Origin of the sequence: Komagataeibacter sucrofermentans DSM 15973 (assembly GCF_040581405.1) — a bacterium.
Classification (GTDB): Bacteria; Pseudomonadota; Alphaproteobacteria; order Acetobacterales; family Acetobacteraceae; genus Komagataeibacter; species Komagataeibacter sucrofermentans.
Genome location: NZ_CP137157.1, coordinates 1782044 through 1799894 on the forward strand (window position 1 = coordinate 1782044; position 17851 = coordinate 1799894).

Below are 17851 nucleotides of genomic sequence, written 5' to 3' on the forward strand. Positions count from 1 at the left end.
AACGATCCCTCACATGAACGACACCCGCAAAGACCCCAAGGCCCCGTCAGACCGCGACCGCCTGCGTGAAGAGGTGCTTGATGACATTGACGAGGAAATTGAACTCGAACTCGATGATGCCCGCCTCGGTTCGGAAAACGGGGCGGAAAACACCGATTTCAGGAAAACCTATTTCCGCGAACTGCTGCGCCTGCAGGGCGAACTGGTCACGCTGCAGGACTGGGTGAAGGAGACCGGCCACCGCCTTGTCGTGATCTGCGAAGGGCGTGACGCGGCGGGCAAGGGTGGTGTGATCAAGCGTATTACCCAGCGCCTCAACCCGCGCATCTGCCGCGTGGCCGCCCTGCCTGCCCCCAATGACCGCGAGCGCACGCAATGGTATTTCCAGCGTTACGTGGCCCACCTGCCCGCCGCGGGCGAGATCGTGCTGTTTGACCGCAGCTGGTACAACCGCGCGGGCGTGGAGCGCGTGATGAATTTCTGCACGGATGAGGAATATGACGAGTTCTTCCGCTCCGTACCGGAATTCGAGCGCATGCTGGTGCGCAGCGGCATCCAGATTGTCAAATACTGGTTCTCCATTTCTGATGATGAGCAGGAACTGCGCTTCCGTGCCCGCATGGAAGACCCGCTGAAGCAGTGGAAGCTCAGCCCGATGGACCTTGAAAGCCGCCGCCGCTGGGAATCCTACACCCTAGCCAAAGAAATCATGCTCGAACGCTCGAACATCGATGAAGCGCCATGGTGGATCGTGCGCGCGGACAACAAGAAGAAAGCCCGCCTCAACTGTATCAGCCACCTGCTCTCGCAGGTGCCATACCACGACATCCACAAGCCCGAAGTTCGCCTGCCCGAGCGGGTCTACAGCCCGGACTACATCCGTCAGCCCGTGCCCGAGACCATGTTCGTGCCGGAGAAATACTGAAGAACAAAAGCTTCTGGAGAAGATTTTTTTAATCCTTCAGATAACGCCGCCTTTTTTGAAAAAAGGCGGCACCCAAAAACTTTCGTATCCTCAAATACTTTCTTACAGGATACCGCCTGCAATCGGCAGATTAACACCGGTCATGTAGCTGGAATCATCCCCAAGCAGGAATTCTACCACGCCGGGAATTTCCTTGATGTCGCCATAGCGGCGCATCGGCACGGAATTGATCATCTGCTCGGCCACGACCTTGGGGTCGGTCGAGAAATACTGGCTGCCCGTCTTGGCCTGCAGTTCCACCTGCCGGTCCCACATGAAGCCGGGGCCCATGAAGGCGGGACTGATGGCATTGACCCTGATGTTATAGGGCGCCAGATCTTTCGATGCCGTCTGGGTCAGGCCGATAATGGCGAATTTCGAGGCCCCATAGGCGGCCATGTTCGGCGGGCCGCCCACGCCCGCCATGCTGGCCGTGTTCACGATACGACCGAATTTGCGCGCCACCATATGGCGCGAGACCGCGCGCAGCACATGAAACGCGCCACACACATTGATGGTCATGACACGGGCAAAATCCTCCACCGGGTAATCCTGCACCGGCGCGAAGGCCCCCTGATAGCCTGCATTGTTGAACAGAAAGTCGATCTGGCCAAAATCAGCCACCACCTGGTCCACCACGGCCTGCACGCCTGCCGCATCGGTTACGTCGCAGCCATAGCCACGCGCCGTAACACCGGCAGCGGCCACCGTGCGCACGGCCTCATCCAGTTTCTCGCCCGCAAGGTCAAGCAGGGCAATGGCCGAGCCTGAGGCCGCCAGACGCTGCGCCGTAGCCAGGCCAATATTGCCCGCGGCACCTGTTACCAGCGTTACCTTGCCGCCAAACCGTTTGCTATCCGTCATATGCCACGCTCTCTCCGTTCATGCCTCTGGCATTGCGTCACGGGCCTGCTGGCCCGTGCGTCCTGCCATGCTCCTTTCATCATATCGCTTTGGCTTCGTGCCGGTTCAACAGCTTTTGCAATACTGACCTGCCACTGAGCGGGCAAGACTTCCTGCCGGACCAGAAGGCAGGGCGGTTCAGGAATCCATCACGTTTTTACAGATCGGCACTGATGGAGAATTTGAAGGTCTGCGGGTCACCCATGACCAGATACCCCTGATAACCCGAGGCCCAGTAACGCTGGTTGCCCACGTTATCGACCTCAAAGCGGGCCGTAAGCGGCTTTTTGGCGGCCAGGAATGTATAACGCGCGCCAAGATCGAAGCGCGACCAGACCGGAAGGTGCGCCGTATTGGCATTGTTGAACTGCTGCTTGCCGGTATTGATTACGCGGCCAACCAGCGTCAGCCCTTTTGCAAACGGCACGTCATATTCAAGGTTGCCGTTGATGCTGTAGTTGGGCACGCCAATGACCGTCCTGCCGTCATACAGGCCTCCTGCCGTGTGCAACTGCCTGGCGTCGATCAGCGTCAGGCCACCATTGAAGCGCAGCCCGCGCAGGATTTCGCCATTGAAGGTCAGTTCCATGCCCCGGTTCCGCTGCCTGCCATCCTGCGTATAGATCGACTGGCCGGTCGTGCCATAGGCCTCGCTCATGCCATAGGGCATGGCGGTCTGGAAAAACGCGACACCGGCGGCAAAGCGGCCCACGTCATACTTGGCGCCAACTTCGTACTGCGTGCTCTGATAGGGCGTGAAGACCTGGCCCTGGTTGACATAGGCCGCCCCCACCGTCGTGCCCGCCGAGAGACCCTGGATGCGGTTGAAGTAAAGCGCCATGTGGCTGACCGGATGAATGACCAGCCCGATGATGGGCGAGAAGGCCGCTGCATCGTAATGGGTGGTCAGCTTGGCGGTATCGTAATCAAATGAGTCCGACAGGATATCCTGATACCGGAACCCGCCGGTCAGGGCGATCCGGTCATGCCAGAAGGTCATCGTATCCGACAGGAAGAAGCTGTACAGCTTGTTCCATGCCGTGCGCCCCGGATCAGCAAGGCTGCCACCAGTATAAGCGTTTTCAACCGGCCGGAACTGCGTGGGGTGATAGATGTTGCCCGCAACGCCCGTGCCCATGGCATAGGCCCCATCGGTTGCTTCCCATATGGCCGAGCCACCGGCGTTGATCTCGTGGTGGATGGGCCCGGTATTGACCCGTGCGCGCACGCCCGCCTGCGTGGCCTCGTTCATGACATTATAGACATTGGTCATCGAGCCCACCGTGCCATCGCCCGTGGCTGCATTGCTCAGGGTCGTTGTGGCATAATTTCCCATCTCGTTGCCGCTCTGGGCGCCGAATTTGGCGTAGGTGGTGATATGGCTGCCAAAGTCATGCTCGATATTGAGCGTGCCAAACAGATAGGTCAGGTCGGTATAGGCCCAGCGCTGCCCCCAGTTGGCCGAAGGCGCGGTTGTTCTGGGCACGGTCGTGCCCGCAGGCAGGCCGGTTACGACAATGGCGCTGCGCCCGCCAAAGACCTGCTGCTTCTGGTAATTCATGTTCATGTCGATGCGCGTGTCATCATCATGCCAGTCAAACGCGAGGCCCAGGGCCACGTCATCGCGCCGCTCGCCCTTGATCGGGGTCTCGCCATCCAGCCCCGCCGCGTTGAAACGCAGCCCGAAGGCGTGATCCCTGCCAAACCGGCGGCTGATATCAAAGGCGCCGCCGCCCTGCCCGCTACTGGTATAATCGCCGGTAAGGCGCGTGATGTCGGTCGCCCCCGCCCGCTTGGGCATGAGGTTGACATTGCCGCCGAGTGCCGAGCCACCGGGCGCCGCACCGTTGAGGAACGCGCTGGCCCCGTTGAGCACCTGAACCGAATCATAAAGCTGGGGCGAGACAAGCTGCCGGGGGGTGACGCCATACAGGCCATCAATCGCAACATCATCGCCATACAGCGTAAAACCACGGATCTGGAACAGCTGGGCGTAGTTGCCATAGCCCATGGTCGTGCGCACGGTGGGGTCATTGAGCAGCACATCGCCCAGCGTCTGTGACTGCTGGTTGAGGATCAGGCTGGAATTGTAACTGCGGATGTTGAAAGGCACATCCAGCCCCTTCTTGTTGCCCAGCGCGCCAAGGTCGCCCCCGCTGCTGACATACATGCGGTTGCGACGCGCGGCGGTTACGACCATGTCCTCATGCCCGGATGTTTCAGCAGTCGGGGCGGACGTGGGCGCAGGCGCTGCCGCACGTTTTTTTTGCTGAGTCCGGGCCGACGGAGCGCCGGTTCTGCCCGCATCATCCGCCACCGCGCCAGGCTGCTCGCCCGCCCGCGCCGCAGTAATGAAAGCCGCCGGGCCATAGCCCCCCGCCAGCAGTGAGGCGGTACAGATCGTGGTCAGGTACAGGGCGCGAAGACTCATTTCAAAGCTCACAGGGTCACGTTTCATACCCGCTTTATCAGGTTAATGATAATGAATTGCAATAATAAATGTACATGAATTGCATTCTCATCATATGCTGGCAAAATGCAGCCATGCAGGCGGAAAATCGCAATAATGCACTGAAATAAATATAAATTTTCTGATGAAGCTTTTTTCGGAAAGCCTCAAAAACCCTCATCCGGCAAGTTTTATCAAACCGTGACAGCACGCTTCAGCCCATCCTTTAACACTCCCGGCATCAGGAAAGTGGATGGATATGAGAAAGCCCCGCTCCTGTTGCGGCAGGGGGATACAAGATGCAGTTCGGCATCCATCTGCCTGGCAATGTATTGGCAATGGCAAGACCACTGCCATCCGTGATGGGGAAACCGCGCACGAACGGATTGGTCAGGCGCGTCAGGACCGGCCCGGCAAGAGGACTCATCACTGGCAATGTCCACCGTGCCGTTGTTGCGCAGGCTGAGGCACGGCGGCACGTCACTCTGGCGCTGATGGACCGCGCGCAGGAAGGCATAACCTGTCGCATGACGCGATTGATGAACATGGAATTCTGAACGCCGCCTTATTTTCAAAAAGGCGGCGTTTTCTTTATTATGTCTTCCTACAGACCCAGATCGGACAGTCCCGGATGATCGTCAGGGCGGCGACCGCCGGGCCAGTCAAACAGCCGGTCCTGTACTGTAATCGGCAGGTCATTGATTGAGGCGAAGCGGCGCTGCATCAGGCCATCTGCATCGAACTCCCACAACTCGTTGCCATAAGACCGAAACCACGCGCCCGCGCCATCACGCCACTCATAGGCAAAACGGACGGCCATGCGGTTGTGACGAAAACCCCAGAGTTCCTTGATCAGGCGGTAATCGTGTTCCGTGCTCCATTTGCGGGTTAGGAAAGAGATGATCTCATCGCGCCCCCGGATGAATTCCGTGCGGTTGCGCCACTGGCTGTCCGGCGTATAGGCCTGGGCCACCTGCGCAGGGTTCTGGCTGTTCCAGGCATCTTCAGCAAGACGGACCTTAAGGGCCGCGGTCTGCGCATCAAACGGCGGCAAGGGAGGACGGGACATGCAGGAACTCCTGTATTCAATACAAAAACAAGCGTATGGAGTGAGTGTGGTTCCTGAACCACATTGACGAAATGACAATGATCCCTCATTTCAGGCCATGACCCGTTCCATCGGCTTTGTGCTCTACCCCGATTTCCAGCTACTTGATGCCGCCGGGCCTGCCACGGCGTTCGAGCTTGCCGGGCGTATCAGCGGGCAGGATCATGACCTGAAAATGCTGTCACGCCATGGCGGGCTGGTGCAGTCCTCTTCCAAAATCGCGGTGCAGACCCTGCCGCTTGATGCGGCGGACGTGTTTGACACCCTCATCACCGTTGGTGGCGAAGGCCACGGCACGGCCATGCACTGCGCGGACCTGCGCGCCTTCCTGCAACGCCACGGGGGCCGCACGCGCCGCATGTGCAGTGTATGCTCGGGTGCGTTCGTGCTGGCCGCCGCAGGCCTGCTGCAGGGCCGGCGCGTCACCACGCATTGGCAGCAGGCGCAGAAATTCAGTCATATGTTTGCCGATATCAGGCTCGAGCCTGACGCCATTTTCATCCATGATGGCCCTGTCTGGACCTCAGCTGGCATCAGTGCGGGCATTGACCTTGCACTCGCGCTGATAACCCAGGACCACGGGGAAGATGTTGCCCGCCAGACAGCGCGGCAGATGGTTGTCTTTCACCGCCGCCCCGGCGGGCAATCACAGTTTTCAGCCCTGCTGGAAATGGAAGGAGGAGCCGCCCGTTTTGACACCCTTCTGGGCTGGATACGCGCCCACCTGTCGCAACGCCTGACAGTAGAGGTGCTGGCGGAGCGGATGGCCATGAGCCCACGCCATTTTTCCCGCGCGTTTCAGGCCTCGGTCGGAACCAGTCCGGCAAAGGCTGTTGAACGCCTGCGTGTGGAGGCGGCGCATGAACGGATCGTGCATTCCGCCATACCAATCGAGGCCATTGCGATCACCACGGGATTTCATGACCCCGAGCGCATGCGGCGGGCGTTCGTGCGTGTGTTCGGCTTGCCGCCACAGGCAATCCGTCGTGCGGCGCGATGACTTGCTTCATGGTGCAGGCCCATGCCGGATTACCGGCCCCTGTTCCATCTGAAGCAACATCACGCGTAATAACACGGTCTGCACCAATAATGGCGTAATCGCCTGCCGTGATACGAGGCAGGACAGGGATGCCTGCTGCCAGTCTACACATGCAAACACTCAACAATCCGCCACCGCAGTGCAGGATGGGTGAACGGGAGGCATTTTTCACAATGCCCGTTCGCCATCCCGACCAGCACCACCGGGAAACCCGATGAGACAATACTCCAGCTTCATGATCACCACGCTCTCCTGTTGCGCATTCATGCCAGCCGTGGCGTGCGCGCATGATCGCCTTCATCAGGATAGGCCAGCCGTCAGCACGGACGCAGGCCAGAACGAGCGGATTTTCACCCTGCCGCTGAAGGATGGAGGACAGTTACGGGTGCTCTCTGCCGCCCCGGCCAGACCGCGGGCAACCCTCGTCATGCTACCTGGCGGGGCGGGTGATGTCGGCGTTGAACCAGATGGCAGCATCCGGCACGGCAACAACTTTGTCGTACGCACGCGCGGCCTGTGGAACTTGCGGGGTTATGCCGTGCTCATTCCCGATACGCGTGACCATGCCAGCCTCAGGGGCCAACGCAGTTCTGCCACCTATGCCCGCGTTGTCGCGGATCTCGTCGCTTTTGCGCACCGGCAGGGGTCTCAAGCGGTTTTTGTGCTTGGCACGAGCCAGGGCAGCATCGCGGCCGTCAATGGCGCGGCCCATGCGCCGGCAGGCAGCATTGCCGGTGTCGTGCTGACGGAATCCGTGTCCGTCATGGGAGGCAGCAGGGAAACGGTTTTCAGCGCCGACCCGCAAAACATACGGGCACCCGTTCTGGTCGTGGCCAACCGCGATGACCGTTGCAACGTGGCGCCACCCCAGGCTGCCCGACAGATCGCAGATGCCATGATGGCAAGCCGGGACGTGCGGGTGCTGATGGTGGCGGGTGGCACCACCCGATCGAAAAAAGCCTGCGGCTCACTAAGTCCGCACGGCTATTTCGGTATTGAAGATCAGGTAATTGACGCCATCAGCCAATGGCTCGATGCCCATGCCGGATGATCCCTGCCCTGATGACCCCTGCCGGGCAGGCTGAAAATCATCAGGCCATGTTCAGCTTAGGCCCTGATTTCAGGGCGAAATCAACTACCCGAAAAATCGCATGGCGTCATATGAAATCAGGCGCAGAAAATGCATGACTGGATTTACCGACAAGCGCTGGTCTTTCCCTCTTCATATCCATATCTGCGCCTGAATAATTTTTTCGTGAGCAATGCGGATGAAGAATACCGGTCTTTCGGCGGGCATGATGCTGGCGTTTGCGGCATACGCTTCGTTTTCGATCAGTGATGCCTATTCCAAGCTGCTGGCAGGCCAGATCGACCCGTTTGAGGTCGCGTTTTTCGGCGGTGTCTTTGGCCTGCTGCTCATCCCCTTCATCCGGGGCAAAAACGAATCCTACCGTGACCTGTTCGTGGTGCGCAATCCCATGATGTGGCTGGTGCGGGCTGCCTCCACCTTTGCCGCCACGGCGGCGAGCGTCGAGGCCTTCATGCTCCTGCCCATGCCGGAAGCCTTTTCGCTCATTTTCCTCATGCCGCTTTTCGTCACCGTCCTCTCGGTCGTGCTGCTGCGGGAAAAAGTGTCCACGCTGGGGTGGCTGTCGGTCATCGTGGGCTTTATCGGCGTGCTGATCGTGCTGCGGCCCGGTCTGCGCGCGTTGCAGTTCGGGCATCTGTGCGCCCTGATCTCGGCTGTGGCGAATGCCGTGGGCGTCATTGCCTACCGCCTGTCGGGCCGCGACACGCCGCGCCTGTCCATGTTCAGTTCCAGCCTGTGCGGTCCCCTTCTGGGCAATGGCGTGCTGATGGTGGCCCATGCAAGCTGGCCGCAGGGCGGCACGATATGGATGTTCCTGTTCGGCTACGGCTTTCTGGCCGCACTGGGGCAGTTGCTGATGATGATGTCCGCCACCCGCGCCACCGCAAGCGCCATCGCCCTGCCACAATACAGCCAGATGCTGTGGGCCGTGGCCTTCAGTTTCTATGTCTTTCATGAGCAGCCTGATGACTGGACCTTTGTGGGCATTGCGGTCATTACCGCATCGGGTCTGTTCAAATGGGCCTATCCGCGCCTGATCGGCAGGATGATACCCATGCAGCGCCATGAGGCTGCGCAACCCTTATAAAAAACTGTTTGCACACCACGCATTGATAAAGATTTTCCGATGCCGCCTTTTTTCAGAAAGGGCGGCATTTTTCATAATGCCGGGTCATGCGCCCCACTGCCTACGAAGGTTTTGTTGAAGGGCTTTGGCCTGAGCAAAAGCTCCAGCCGCCCAAAGTGAGCAACCCGCCACAGGCTTGACGCTTGTGGCCAGGGATGGCGTATTCCGCACGGATCGCGCATGCCGCGTTGCGCAAGACGGAACCGGTGTGTGATGACTGATCGCTCCATCACCCAACGCGGTGCCGCACTACGCCGCAAGGTTCGATTTTCGTGAACTGATGCCCGCCCCTTAGCTGGCGGGCATGGCTGCGGGCAGCAACCCTGCCACCGTGCTGCGCGCGCTCAACGAACGGCTCACATGTCTGTTCAACCGCAAACACCAGATCGGACATGCTTATTGCATGGGATGTAAAAGCCGCGCGGCGATCGACAGGATCCTGCGCCACCGGATCATTTCCCTGCTGGCAGAATATTTTTACGAAAACCCGGGCAAGGTCACCAAAAAAATGCCGCCCTTGAAAGGCGGCATCCAGAAACTTTTATTATTTTCAGGGCATTTCTCAAAAACTGTCCGGTAAATGACCAAAGCCTGATCTCCCGGACCAACGCGCCGGGCACGGATCATGACACCCGTGCCCTGCTACGTATCAAATGTGCTTTGTGTTGCGACCCGTTTGCTCAGAAATCGAGCGACGTCTTGACATAATACATGCCGCCATTGAACCCGTAGGGCGAGTAGGACGCATATTTTGCCAGACCCTGCTGCGAATTGGCAATCGAGCTGGAAACACGGGTCGGGTATTTGTTGCCAAGGTTGTTGGCACCTACGCCAATGGTCCACCGCGGCACGGGCTTGTAGTCAACTTCCATGTTGGTGATGAAACCGGGGTTCTGCTCGAACGGCACGGAACCTGGGCCTGTCGGAGCCGCCATGTAGGTAATGGAGCCATAGCGCATTTCCTGCACGAAAACCGACCACTTCTTGTACTGCCAGTTCATGCTGATCTGCTCGCGGTTTTTCGGCGCGGCGTGCAGCACCATCTGCTTGGTAAATTCGTTGACCAGGTTGTTCCGGCTCGAACGGATTTCGTTATCCGAGAAGTTGATGCCCATGGCAAAGCGGAACTTGCCGTAATGGCTGGTGTGCAGGGTGTAATCGGCGCTCAGGTCACCACCAAATGTCTGGGTATTGTAAAGGTTGGCATAGTAGCTGAGCGAAGTGACGTTACCCATACCCGTCGGAGGGGGATTGTTCGGGTCAACAGAAAAACTCTTGGAGCTACCCATCCGATCATTGATGGCAATGTAGTACAGGTTGCCCGCCAGGTGGAAACCATCCACGGGCGTCGCATCAATACCAATGGTATAGCTGCGTGAATACTCACCCTTGAGGGTAGTCGCGCCATAGGACTTGGCGAGGGCACTGCTGGAGGGAATCTGATCCACGACATAACCGGGATAGGGCGCCGAATAGAAATACGAAATTTCACCCAGCGTTGGCGGACGGTAGCCGGAATTGATGTTGGCGCGGATGGCCCAGCGCTTGTTGAAGTTGTAGCGCGTGCCGACCGAACCTGTCTCGACGGTTGCCAGATTGCTGTAGTTGGCAACGCGGCCGCCCAGGGTCCATTCCCACTTCTTGGTGATATAGAAATCAAGGTTGGCAAAACCTTCGTACACGTCACGGTTCGTGTTCGATACGGCCAGCGCGGGGTTGCCAGGGTGATCGGTCGCACCCTGCCCACTCCACGAAGCCGTCTCGCCTTCGGTCATCTGGAAGGTGTCGTGGCGATATTCCGCACCGAACCGCAGGTTGATGTCCTTGGGCAGCAGGCCGGTATGGAACGAGCGCGATCCCCTGAGCCCGGTTGTCAGCTCGGTCGAGATCGACTTGCCATCATAAAAGGATGTCTGGGTCGGGTCGTATGTATATGCGTTACCCGTCAGCGAGGCGTTTTCGGAATCCTTGGTGCCGTAGGCCTGCTGGTCGCGCCCGAATGTTACATACGCATCCCATGCAAAGCCGAGTTTGCGCGTACGGATGCCATTGTCGGTCTCGAAGTCGTACTGGTCCATGGTAATGTAAGGCTGGTTACCATTGGGGTAGAGCGACGGGTTGATCCAGATATCCGAGCTCGTATTGGGGCGGAAGGTTTCAGCCACGTTGGCACGACGATGCGAGAAGGTGGACGTGCTGTAAAAGTTGAGCCCATGCCCCATGGGCACGGACATGTTTTCGCTCAGGGTTTCAAGCGTGCTCTTGGGCAGGCCCAGCCCACGCTGCACATTGCGGTTTGCCGTATCGTTACGCGCGCCTTCGAACAGCGTGCCATAGAAATCGCCACCGCGCGTGGTGGGCAGCTGGTGGGTTACCTGCGCCGCAAGGTCAAGGTAACCGCCCTTGTTGCCCAGCGCCATGGCGTAGCTGGCTGAACCGTCAAACGCCTGCCCGTCGCCCGCGTAATAACCGCTGTTCTTGAAATTGACCGTGCCGCCGCTCGTATCGCGCTTGAGCACGATATTGACCGCGCCCGCGATGGCATCCTGGCCATACAGTGCGGACGCGCCTTCGGTCACGACCTCGATATGGTCAATCGCGGTAATGGGGATCAGCGAAATATCGGCCGGTTCACTACCCCAGTTCGTGCCCGCGTTGGAGTTGAAGTTGGCACCGATATGGCGGCGATGGCCGTTGACCAGAATCAGCGTGTCATCAGGCGACTGCCCGCGCAGCTGCATGGTCTGGACAAAGGAACTCGCGCCACCGCCAGGCAGGGCTGCGGTGGTAATGGCGGGGTTGGCCTGCGCCAGCGCGGAAAGCACATTGGTCTGGCCGGTCTTGAGCAGTTCCGCACCCGTTACGACCGTAACCTGCGTGGTGCTGTGCCGCGCCGTACCGGGTGAAAAGACGGAATTGGTCTGATGGCCGCCGACATGGATCTCTTCGGGGTGGCTCGAGGCACGCAGGGCTGCGGGCATGGCCTGCCTGGGCGCGGGCGCTTTCTTATCGGTGGCGATCCGATAATGTTTTTGCGGCGTCGAAACGGTAGCGCTCGCGGCTTCACTAACAGCCGGCACGAATGTACCAAATGCCACCCCGGCCACCAGATATAACTTGCGCTTTGACAGGCCTGACATATGCCTCTCCCCCCTGAAACTCGACCGAACGTTCCGTAATGAATATGTGCGATCTTATGATGCGCGTTCGTTATGATTTGGCGTCATATGAATTATTGATATGTTAGGAAACCGGATTGGTTCTTACTTGGACATGACAAATTATATAACTGAAATGCCTTTATTTTTTCTGGCGTGTTGCTTTTTTGCATAATAATTTCAAGTATCAGCAAGCATGCCGGACAGGCGTGCATGGGCGCCTGCAGCAACCGTCCCGCGCCATCGCGCCATATGGCACAATATGTTGACAGTTAAATAAAAACCCCTAATGTCAAGGTTATAAATACATAACCTACAACTTTTATGGAGTTCCCGTTGGATATACGCCGACTACAGGCTTTTATTAAAATTATCGACCTTGGCAGCATTTCGCGTGCGGCTGACCTGCTCAATATTGCCCAGCCCGCATTGAGCCAGCAACTGGCCACACTTGAGAATGCTTTCAAGCAGAAGCTTGTCATCCGCAGCAAGAGCGGCGTAACCCCCACCACCGCCGGGGCGGAACTGTACCGGCATGCCCAGACCCTGACCAAACAGTTCGACCGGGCAATGGTTGAAATCAGCCAGGGGTCAGGCCCGCTGGTGGGCAAGGTCTCGGTCGGGCTATCTCCCTACAGCGCTGGGTCCACGCTTTCGGTCAAGCTGCTGCAGCTCGTGCGCGAGCGCCTGCCCAACATTACCCTGCACCTGACCGAAAGCTTTGATGACATATACAGCGAACTGATCATGACCGGGCGGCTGGACATGGCGGTGATTCATGGCGCAGGCCCCATCAAGGGCGTTATTTTCACACCGCTGATGAAGGAAGAATTCTTCCTGCTCGCGCCACATGACCTGGAATTCCCCCAGAATGAAAAAGGCGCCGTGCAGCTTGCTGACATTGCCGACATTCCCCTGCTGCTGCCGCCCAAGCATAATTTTGTCCGCAAAAGCGTGGACATGGCCTTCATACGCAAGCAGCTTGAACCCCGCATCGTGGCCGAAATCGAGGCGCTGATTACCCTGCAGGGCGCCATAGAGCAGGGCATTGGCAGCACCATCCTGCCCTGGTCCGTTGCCAGCCGCATTGTCGTGCCGGGCAAGTCGCGTATCTTTCCGCTGCACAACCCCGTCATTCAGGAAGACGTTTCGCTCTGTATTCCCGAAATCATTCCCGAGACCGAGGCCTCGGTAGCGGTGCGTGAACTCCTCATTGACCTCGCCAAGACCATGGCCGCCTCACATAACTGGCCGGGCGCCCAGCCTTTCGGCTGAAGGTTCAGAGCGCACCACGCCCGATATTGGGGCGGGTCAGCGCATCGGGCTGCAACAGGGCCGCAAGCTGTTCGGGCGAAAGCAGCCGGTCCTCCACGATCAGATCCGTCACCTTGCGGTCTTCAGCCAGTGCGCGCTTGGCAATGGCCGAGCAGATATCGTAACCCAGCACCGGCACCAGGGCTGTAATGATGCCGATATTAAGGTCAAACAGATACTGACACCGCGCCCGATCAGCACAAATGCCGCTGATGCAGCGCGTGGTCAGGGTTTCGATAGCGGCGCGTAATGTTTTGATCGATGTAAACAGGCAATAGCCAATCATCGGTTCAAACGGATTGAGCTGCAACTGCCCGCCATCGGCGCACATCGTAACGGTCAGGTCGTGACCCGCAACCAGATAAGCCACCTGATTAACTGCCTCGGGTATGACGGGATTGACCTTGCCCGGCATGATGGAAGACCCGGCCTGCACCGCTGGCAGCACGATTTCGCCTATCCCCGTGCGCGGCCCGCTCGACAGCAGGCGCAGGTCGCTGGACATTTTTGACAGTTTGAGCGCGAGGCGCTTGAGCGCGCCCGAAAACAGCACAAAAGCACCCACATCCGATGTCGCCTCGATCAGGTCGGGCGAGCTGCTCATGGGCCGCCCGGTCAGGCTGCGCAGTTCCGCCATGACAGCGGGGGCATAGCGCGGGTCGGTATTCAGCCCCGTGCCAATGGCGGTACCGCCCAGGTTGACCTGCTCAAAGGCTGCAGCATGGGCCTTTATGCTCCTGATTTCTTCCGCCACAGAACTGCGGAATGCCCCGAATTCCTGCCCCAGCGTCATGGGCACGGCATCGCGCAACTGCGTACGGCCAACCTTCAGGATGGCATCAAACGCCTCTGCTTTTTCATCCAGCGCCGCGTGCAGCCCATCAAGGGCCGCCACCAGCGGATCGACAGCCAGCAGCAGGCCAAGACGGAGCGCTGTGGGATAAACATCATTGGTGGACTGCGCCATGTTGACATGGTCATTGGGGTGCAGCACGCTGTAGGTGCCCGGTTTTTCCCCCAGCAGCCCCAAGGCGACATTGGCAATGACCTCGTTGGCATTCATGTTCGTCGACGTGCCTGCCCCACCCTGCATGGCATCCACCACAAACTGCGCGCGATAGGCGGGGTTTTGCAGGATCTGCTGGCAGGCGGCGTCAATGGCATTGGCGCGCGTGGGGTCGAGGTAGCCCAGCGCAAGGTTGGCCCGCGCCGCTGCCTGCTTGACGATAGCCAACCCCTGCACCAGCTCGGGAAAACTGCCGATCGTGGTGCCGCTTATGGGAAAGTTATCCAGCGCGCGCCTTGTATGCACGCCCCATAGCACGCCGGGGGGCAGCGTGACCTCGCCCAACATGTCGCGCTCGACACGGGGGCCGGACTGCCCGCTCTCCGCTGCCACAGGGCTGGCCTGGCCCGTCAGGGTGCAGGTCGCGCCATCTCGCGCCGGAGCGGGCATATTAATCATTTCGGTCTATCCCCGTTGAGAAGAATGCTACGACGCGGGTGGAACGATGCCGCCACCACGCCTGTATTCGCCTGTAAAGACATGATGACAGCCCAGAAAAATACGACGGAATGACGACCAAACCGCCGCACCACCCGGCCTGAGCTTATCAGTCAGGCTGGATCTGCATGATTGCGGCGCCATATCCGACCAGTGCGCCAGCCTGCCCCGTCACTTCGGCAACCGTGCCCGCAACCGGTGCGGGAACGGGCACCTGCAGGCTGTCGAGTGTCAGGAGCGCTACAATATCGCCCTGCGCCACCTTGGCCCCGACTGGAGCAAAAGCGGCATCGCGTTGCGGATGAGTCAGGCACAGATGACCAAAATACGGTGTTTTCACCGCTACCAGTCCGCCCCCGGCATCAGGCTGCGCTGCCGGGAGGGCATGAGGGGCTGTTGCAGCAGGTGCTGCCTGCCCCACGCGGATCCGCAGCTTCAGCCCCGCCGCCTCGTTGCACAGTTCCAGGCTTTCCAGCCCGGCCTGCGCCAGCCATGTCGCCATCTGGCCAATCTGTTCAGGCTCTGGCAGCCGATCAAAATGGGGCACCAGCTGTTCGGACCGGTTGTTCATGAGGCTGTCCTTTGCGCAAGCCAGCGTTCAAGGTAGTGAATATCCACGCCGCCACGCGCAAATGCGGGGTCGGCCAGCAGGTCCTGATGCAGGGCGATGTTGGTTGACACCCCTTCCACCTTCATTTCCGCCAGCGCCACCCGCATGCGGGCAATGGCCTGCTCACGGGTCGCGCCGTAACTGATGATCTTGCCGATAAGCGAGTCATAATAAGGCTGCACCGTGTAGCCCGCCACGACATGCGTATCGACCCGGATGCCCGGGCCACCGGGCAGATCCCAGCGCGTGATGGTGCCGGGCGAAGGCATGAAGGTAAACGGATCCTCGGCATTGAGGCGGCATTCAATGGCATGGCCGCGCAGCCCGATATCCGCCTGCGCGATGCCAAGCCGCTGGCCCTGGGCAATGCGCAGCTGCTCGGCCACGATGTCGATGCCTGTTGTCTCTTCCGTAATCGGGTGCTCGACCTGCACGCGGGTGTTCATCTCGATAAAGGCGAACACGCCATCTTCATACAGGAACTCGAACGTGCCCGCGCCACGGTAGCCGATACGCCTGCACGCTTCGGCGCAGCGTTCGCCAATTTCGGCAATGGTTTCGGGTGCGATGCCGGGGGCGGATGCTTCCTCCAGCACTTTCTGGTGGCGGCGCTGTAGCGAGCAGTCGCGCGCGCCCAGCCACAGCGCGGTGCCGTGGGTGTCGCACAGAACCTGAATTTCGATATGACGCGGCTTCTGCATGAAGCGTTCAAGATACAGCGTCGGGTTGCCAAAGGCCTGCTCGGCCTCCTTGGCGGTCAGCGTTACGGCCTGTGCCAGGTCCGCCACACGCTCGACCACGCGCATCCCGCGCCCGCCGCCACCACCTGATGCCTTGACGATGACCGGAAAGCCGACATCGAGCGCAATGGCCTTCACGGCGTCCATATCAGCGGGCAGCGGCCCGTCCGAGCCGGGCACGCAGGGCACGCCCGCCTCACGCATGGCGCGCTTGGCGGTAATCTTGTCGCCCATCATGCGGATGGAAGCCCCGGTCGGGCCGATGAAGGTCAGGCCCGCTTTTTCCACCACATCGGCAAAATCAGCATTTTCCGACAGGAAGCCGTAGCCGGGGTGAATGGCCTGCGCCCCGGTCAGCCGGGCGGCGAGCAGCAGCCCGTCGGGGTCGAGATAGCTGCGGGCTGCGGCGGCGGGGCCAATGCACAGCGCAACATCGGCCTCATGCACATGGCGGCTGTCGGCATCGGCTTCGGAATACACCGCCACCGTCTCCAGCCCGAGCTGGCGGCAGGCGCGCTGGATGCGCAGTGCGATCTCGCCGCGATTAGCGATCAGCACCCGGTTGAAACGTGGGGTCTCACTCATGCCAGCCGGAACAGGGGGGTCCCTGCCTCCACTTCGGTGCCGTCTTCCACCAGCACGGCGGCGATCTTGCCAGCCTGCCCGGCACGGACGGCGTTGAACACCTTCATCGCCTCGACCAGGCCCACTTCCTGCCCTGCCTGCACGTCCTGCCCCACCGTTATGAACGGCGGCGCGCCCGGCGCGGGCGAGAGATGGAACACGCCATAGGACGGGGCGGCAATGACCGCCTCCTCCGCCACCGGCGGCGCAGCCTGTGGCGTGGCCGCTACGGGCGCGGGAGCCACTCCTGCGGGCGGGGCGGATGGCGCAACCTCAGGCTGCGCACCGCCGCCACGGGTAATGCGGATACGGCAGCCGCCTTCCTCGACCTCCAGCTCCGTGACCGGAGCCGTGGCCAGCAGGTCGATCAGCCGCCTGACATGCGTGAGATCCACTGGTCTTACGCCGCGCCGGATGTCTTTTTGGCGAAGTTCAGCCCACCCACGACCTGCATGGTCGGCAGCACTTCCATGAAGCTGACATTCATGCGCTGCGGCGACATGACGGCGAAGGCGACGGAGTTTGCGATATCCTCGGGCAGCAGGGACTCATATTCATCAAAGAATCGCTTCTTCGCCTCTTCCATGTTCCCGATCAGGCGGCCGAACACCTCGGTTTCGCAACGCGCGGGCGAGACTTCGGTCACGCGGATGCGACGGCCGAACAGGTCGCAGCGCAGCTGCTGCGAGAGCGAATGCACGCCTGCCTTGGTGGCGTGATAGACCGTGTTGCCCCCAGCAAAGGCGTAATGGCCCGCAATGGAGGTGATGTTGACGATATGCCCGCGATCACGCTCGATCATGCCGGCCACCACGAGGCGGGTCAGCTGCAGCACCGCGCGCAGGTTCACGTCCACCAGCGCATCGATATCCTCAGGCGTGGTGTTGGTGATGTTGCCCGTGCGCGACTGCCCGGCATTGTTGACCAGGATGTCGATCTCGAGACCCTTGACCAGCGCCTCGATCCCGGCCTGGTCGGACACGCTGACAGCGTGCACGACGCAGCCGGTTTCCTGCGACAGCTGCTCCAGCCGGGCCGCGTCACGCGCCAGGGCATGAACCTCGATCCCTTCCTGCGCCAGGCGGCGCACGATCTGCGCGCCAATGCCAGAAGATGCGCCAGTGACAAGGGCGGTACGATACGGCTGGTTGCTCATGGTAAGAAAACCCGATCCTGAACAGAGAAACTAACACCACCCGGCCCCACAGCGGATACCGGATGC

The 17851-nt window shown here is 60.0% G+C and carries 16 protein-coding genes; 6 read left to right on the forward strand and 10 right to left on the reverse strand.

The window, feature by feature from the left end; translation table 11 throughout:
* Positions 1–13: 13 nt before the first annotated feature.
* Positions 14–925: a polyphosphate kinase 2 gene (ppk2, locus tag R5N89_RS08620; RefSeq protein WP_110567530.1), complete on the forward strand. Its 912-nt coding sequence runs from the start codon at positions 14–16 to the stop codon at positions 923–925.
* A 102-nt stretch (positions 926–1027) separates the two neighbouring features.
* Here the strand turns inward: ppk2 and R5N89_RS08625 are convergent, their stop codons facing one another.
* From R5N89_RS08625 to R5N89_RS08640, 4 genes are all read right to left on the reverse strand, one after another.
* Positions 1028–1828: an SDR family NAD(P)-dependent oxidoreductase gene (locus tag R5N89_RS08625; protein WP_110567528.1), complete on the reverse strand. Its 801-nt coding sequence runs from the start codon at positions 1826–1828 to the stop codon at positions 1028–1030.
* 196 nt (positions 1829–2024) lie between these two features.
* On the reverse strand, positions 2025–4298 hold the full coding sequence (locus tag R5N89_RS08630; protein ID WP_110567698.1) for a TonB-dependent siderophore receptor: 2274 nt from the start codon (positions 4296–4298) through the stop codon (positions 2025–2027).
* A 259-nt stretch (positions 4299–4557) separates the two neighbouring features.
* Complete coding sequence (locus R5N89_RS08635) at positions 4558–4743, reverse strand: hypothetical protein (RefSeq protein WP_146220181.1); 186 nt, start codon at positions 4741–4743, stop codon at positions 4558–4560.
* 177 nt (positions 4744–4920) lie between these two features.
* Positions 4921–5385: a nuclear transport factor 2 family protein gene (locus tag R5N89_RS08640; protein ID WP_110567524.1), complete on the reverse strand. Its 465-nt coding sequence runs from the start codon at positions 5383–5385 to the stop codon at positions 4921–4923.
* Between the two features lie 97 nt (positions 5386–5482).
* Here R5N89_RS08640 and R5N89_RS08645 point away from each other — a divergent pair, with 97 nt between their 5' ends.
* The 4 genes from R5N89_RS08645 (at position 5483) to R5N89_RS08660 (ending at position 9259) form a co-directional block, all read left to right on the forward strand.
* Complete coding sequence (locus R5N89_RS08645; RefSeq protein ID WP_110567522.1) at positions 5483–6424, forward strand: GlxA family transcriptional regulator; 942 nt, start codon at positions 5483–5485, stop codon at positions 6422–6424.
* Positions 6425–6677: 253 nt separating this feature from the next.
* Positions 6678–7514: an alpha/beta hydrolase gene (locus tag R5N89_RS08650; protein WP_244192069.1), complete on the forward strand. Its 837-nt coding sequence runs from the start codon at positions 6678–6680 to the stop codon at positions 7512–7514.
* Between the two features lie 217 nt (positions 7515–7731).
* Positions 7732–8640: a DMT family transporter gene (locus R5N89_RS08655; RefSeq protein WP_110567520.1), complete on the forward strand. Its 909-nt coding sequence runs from the start codon at positions 7732–7734 to the stop codon at positions 8638–8640.
* A gap of 343 nt (positions 8641–8983) precedes the next feature.
* Positions 8984–9259, forward strand: coding sequence for a hypothetical protein (locus tag R5N89_RS08660; protein WP_110567518.1), 276 nt, complete (start codon positions 8984–8986; stop codon positions 9257–9259).
* A gap of 100 nt (positions 9260–9359) precedes the next feature.
* Here R5N89_RS08660 and R5N89_RS08665 read toward each other — a convergent pair whose 3' ends face one another.
* Positions 9360–11819 carry a TonB-dependent siderophore receptor gene (locus R5N89_RS08665; RefSeq protein WP_208624627.1) on the reverse strand — a complete coding sequence of 820 codons (2460 nt, stop codon included), beginning with the start codon at positions 11817–11819 and terminating at the stop codon, positions 9360–9362.
* Between the two features lie 354 nt (positions 11820–12173).
* Here R5N89_RS08665 and R5N89_RS08670 point away from each other — a divergent pair, with 354 nt between their 5' ends.
* On the forward strand, positions 12174–13112 hold the full coding sequence (locus R5N89_RS08670) for a LysR substrate-binding domain-containing protein (RefSeq protein WP_167400824.1): 939 nt from the start codon (positions 12174–12176) through the stop codon (positions 13110–13112).
* A 4-nt stretch (positions 13113–13116) separates the two neighbouring features.
* Here the strand turns inward: R5N89_RS08670 and R5N89_RS08675 are convergent, their stop codons facing one another.
* The 5 genes from R5N89_RS08675 to R5N89_RS08695 form a co-directional block, all read right to left on the reverse strand.
* Entirely contained in the window at positions 13117–14616 is a 1500-nt protein-coding gene (locus R5N89_RS08675; protein WP_110567514.1) for an aspartate ammonia-lyase, read from the reverse strand.
* Positions 14617–14764: 148 nt separating this feature from the next.
* Positions 14765–15226 carry a biotin/lipoyl-containing protein gene (locus tag R5N89_RS08680; protein ID WP_110567512.1) on the reverse strand — a complete coding sequence of 154 codons (462 nt, stop codon included), beginning with the start codon at positions 15224–15226 and terminating at the stop codon, positions 14765–14767.
* Positions 15223–16590, reverse strand: coding sequence for an acetyl-CoA carboxylase biotin carboxylase subunit (accC, locus tag R5N89_RS08685; RefSeq protein WP_110567510.1), 1368 nt, complete (start codon positions 16588–16590; stop codon positions 15223–15225). Before accC ends, R5N89_RS08680 begins: the two co-directional genes overlap by 4 nt.
* Entirely contained in the window at positions 16587–17024 is a 438-nt protein-coding gene (locus tag R5N89_RS08690) for a biotin/lipoyl-containing protein (RefSeq protein WP_110567508.1), read from the reverse strand. Before R5N89_RS08690 ends, accC begins: the two co-directional genes overlap by 4 nt.
* 5 nt (positions 17025–17029) lie before the next feature.
* Positions 17030–17785: an SDR family oxidoreductase gene (locus tag R5N89_RS08695; RefSeq protein WP_110567506.1), complete on the reverse strand. Its 756-nt coding sequence runs from the start codon at positions 17783–17785 to the stop codon at positions 17030–17032.
* Between the last annotated feature and the right edge of the window lie 66 nt (positions 17786–17851).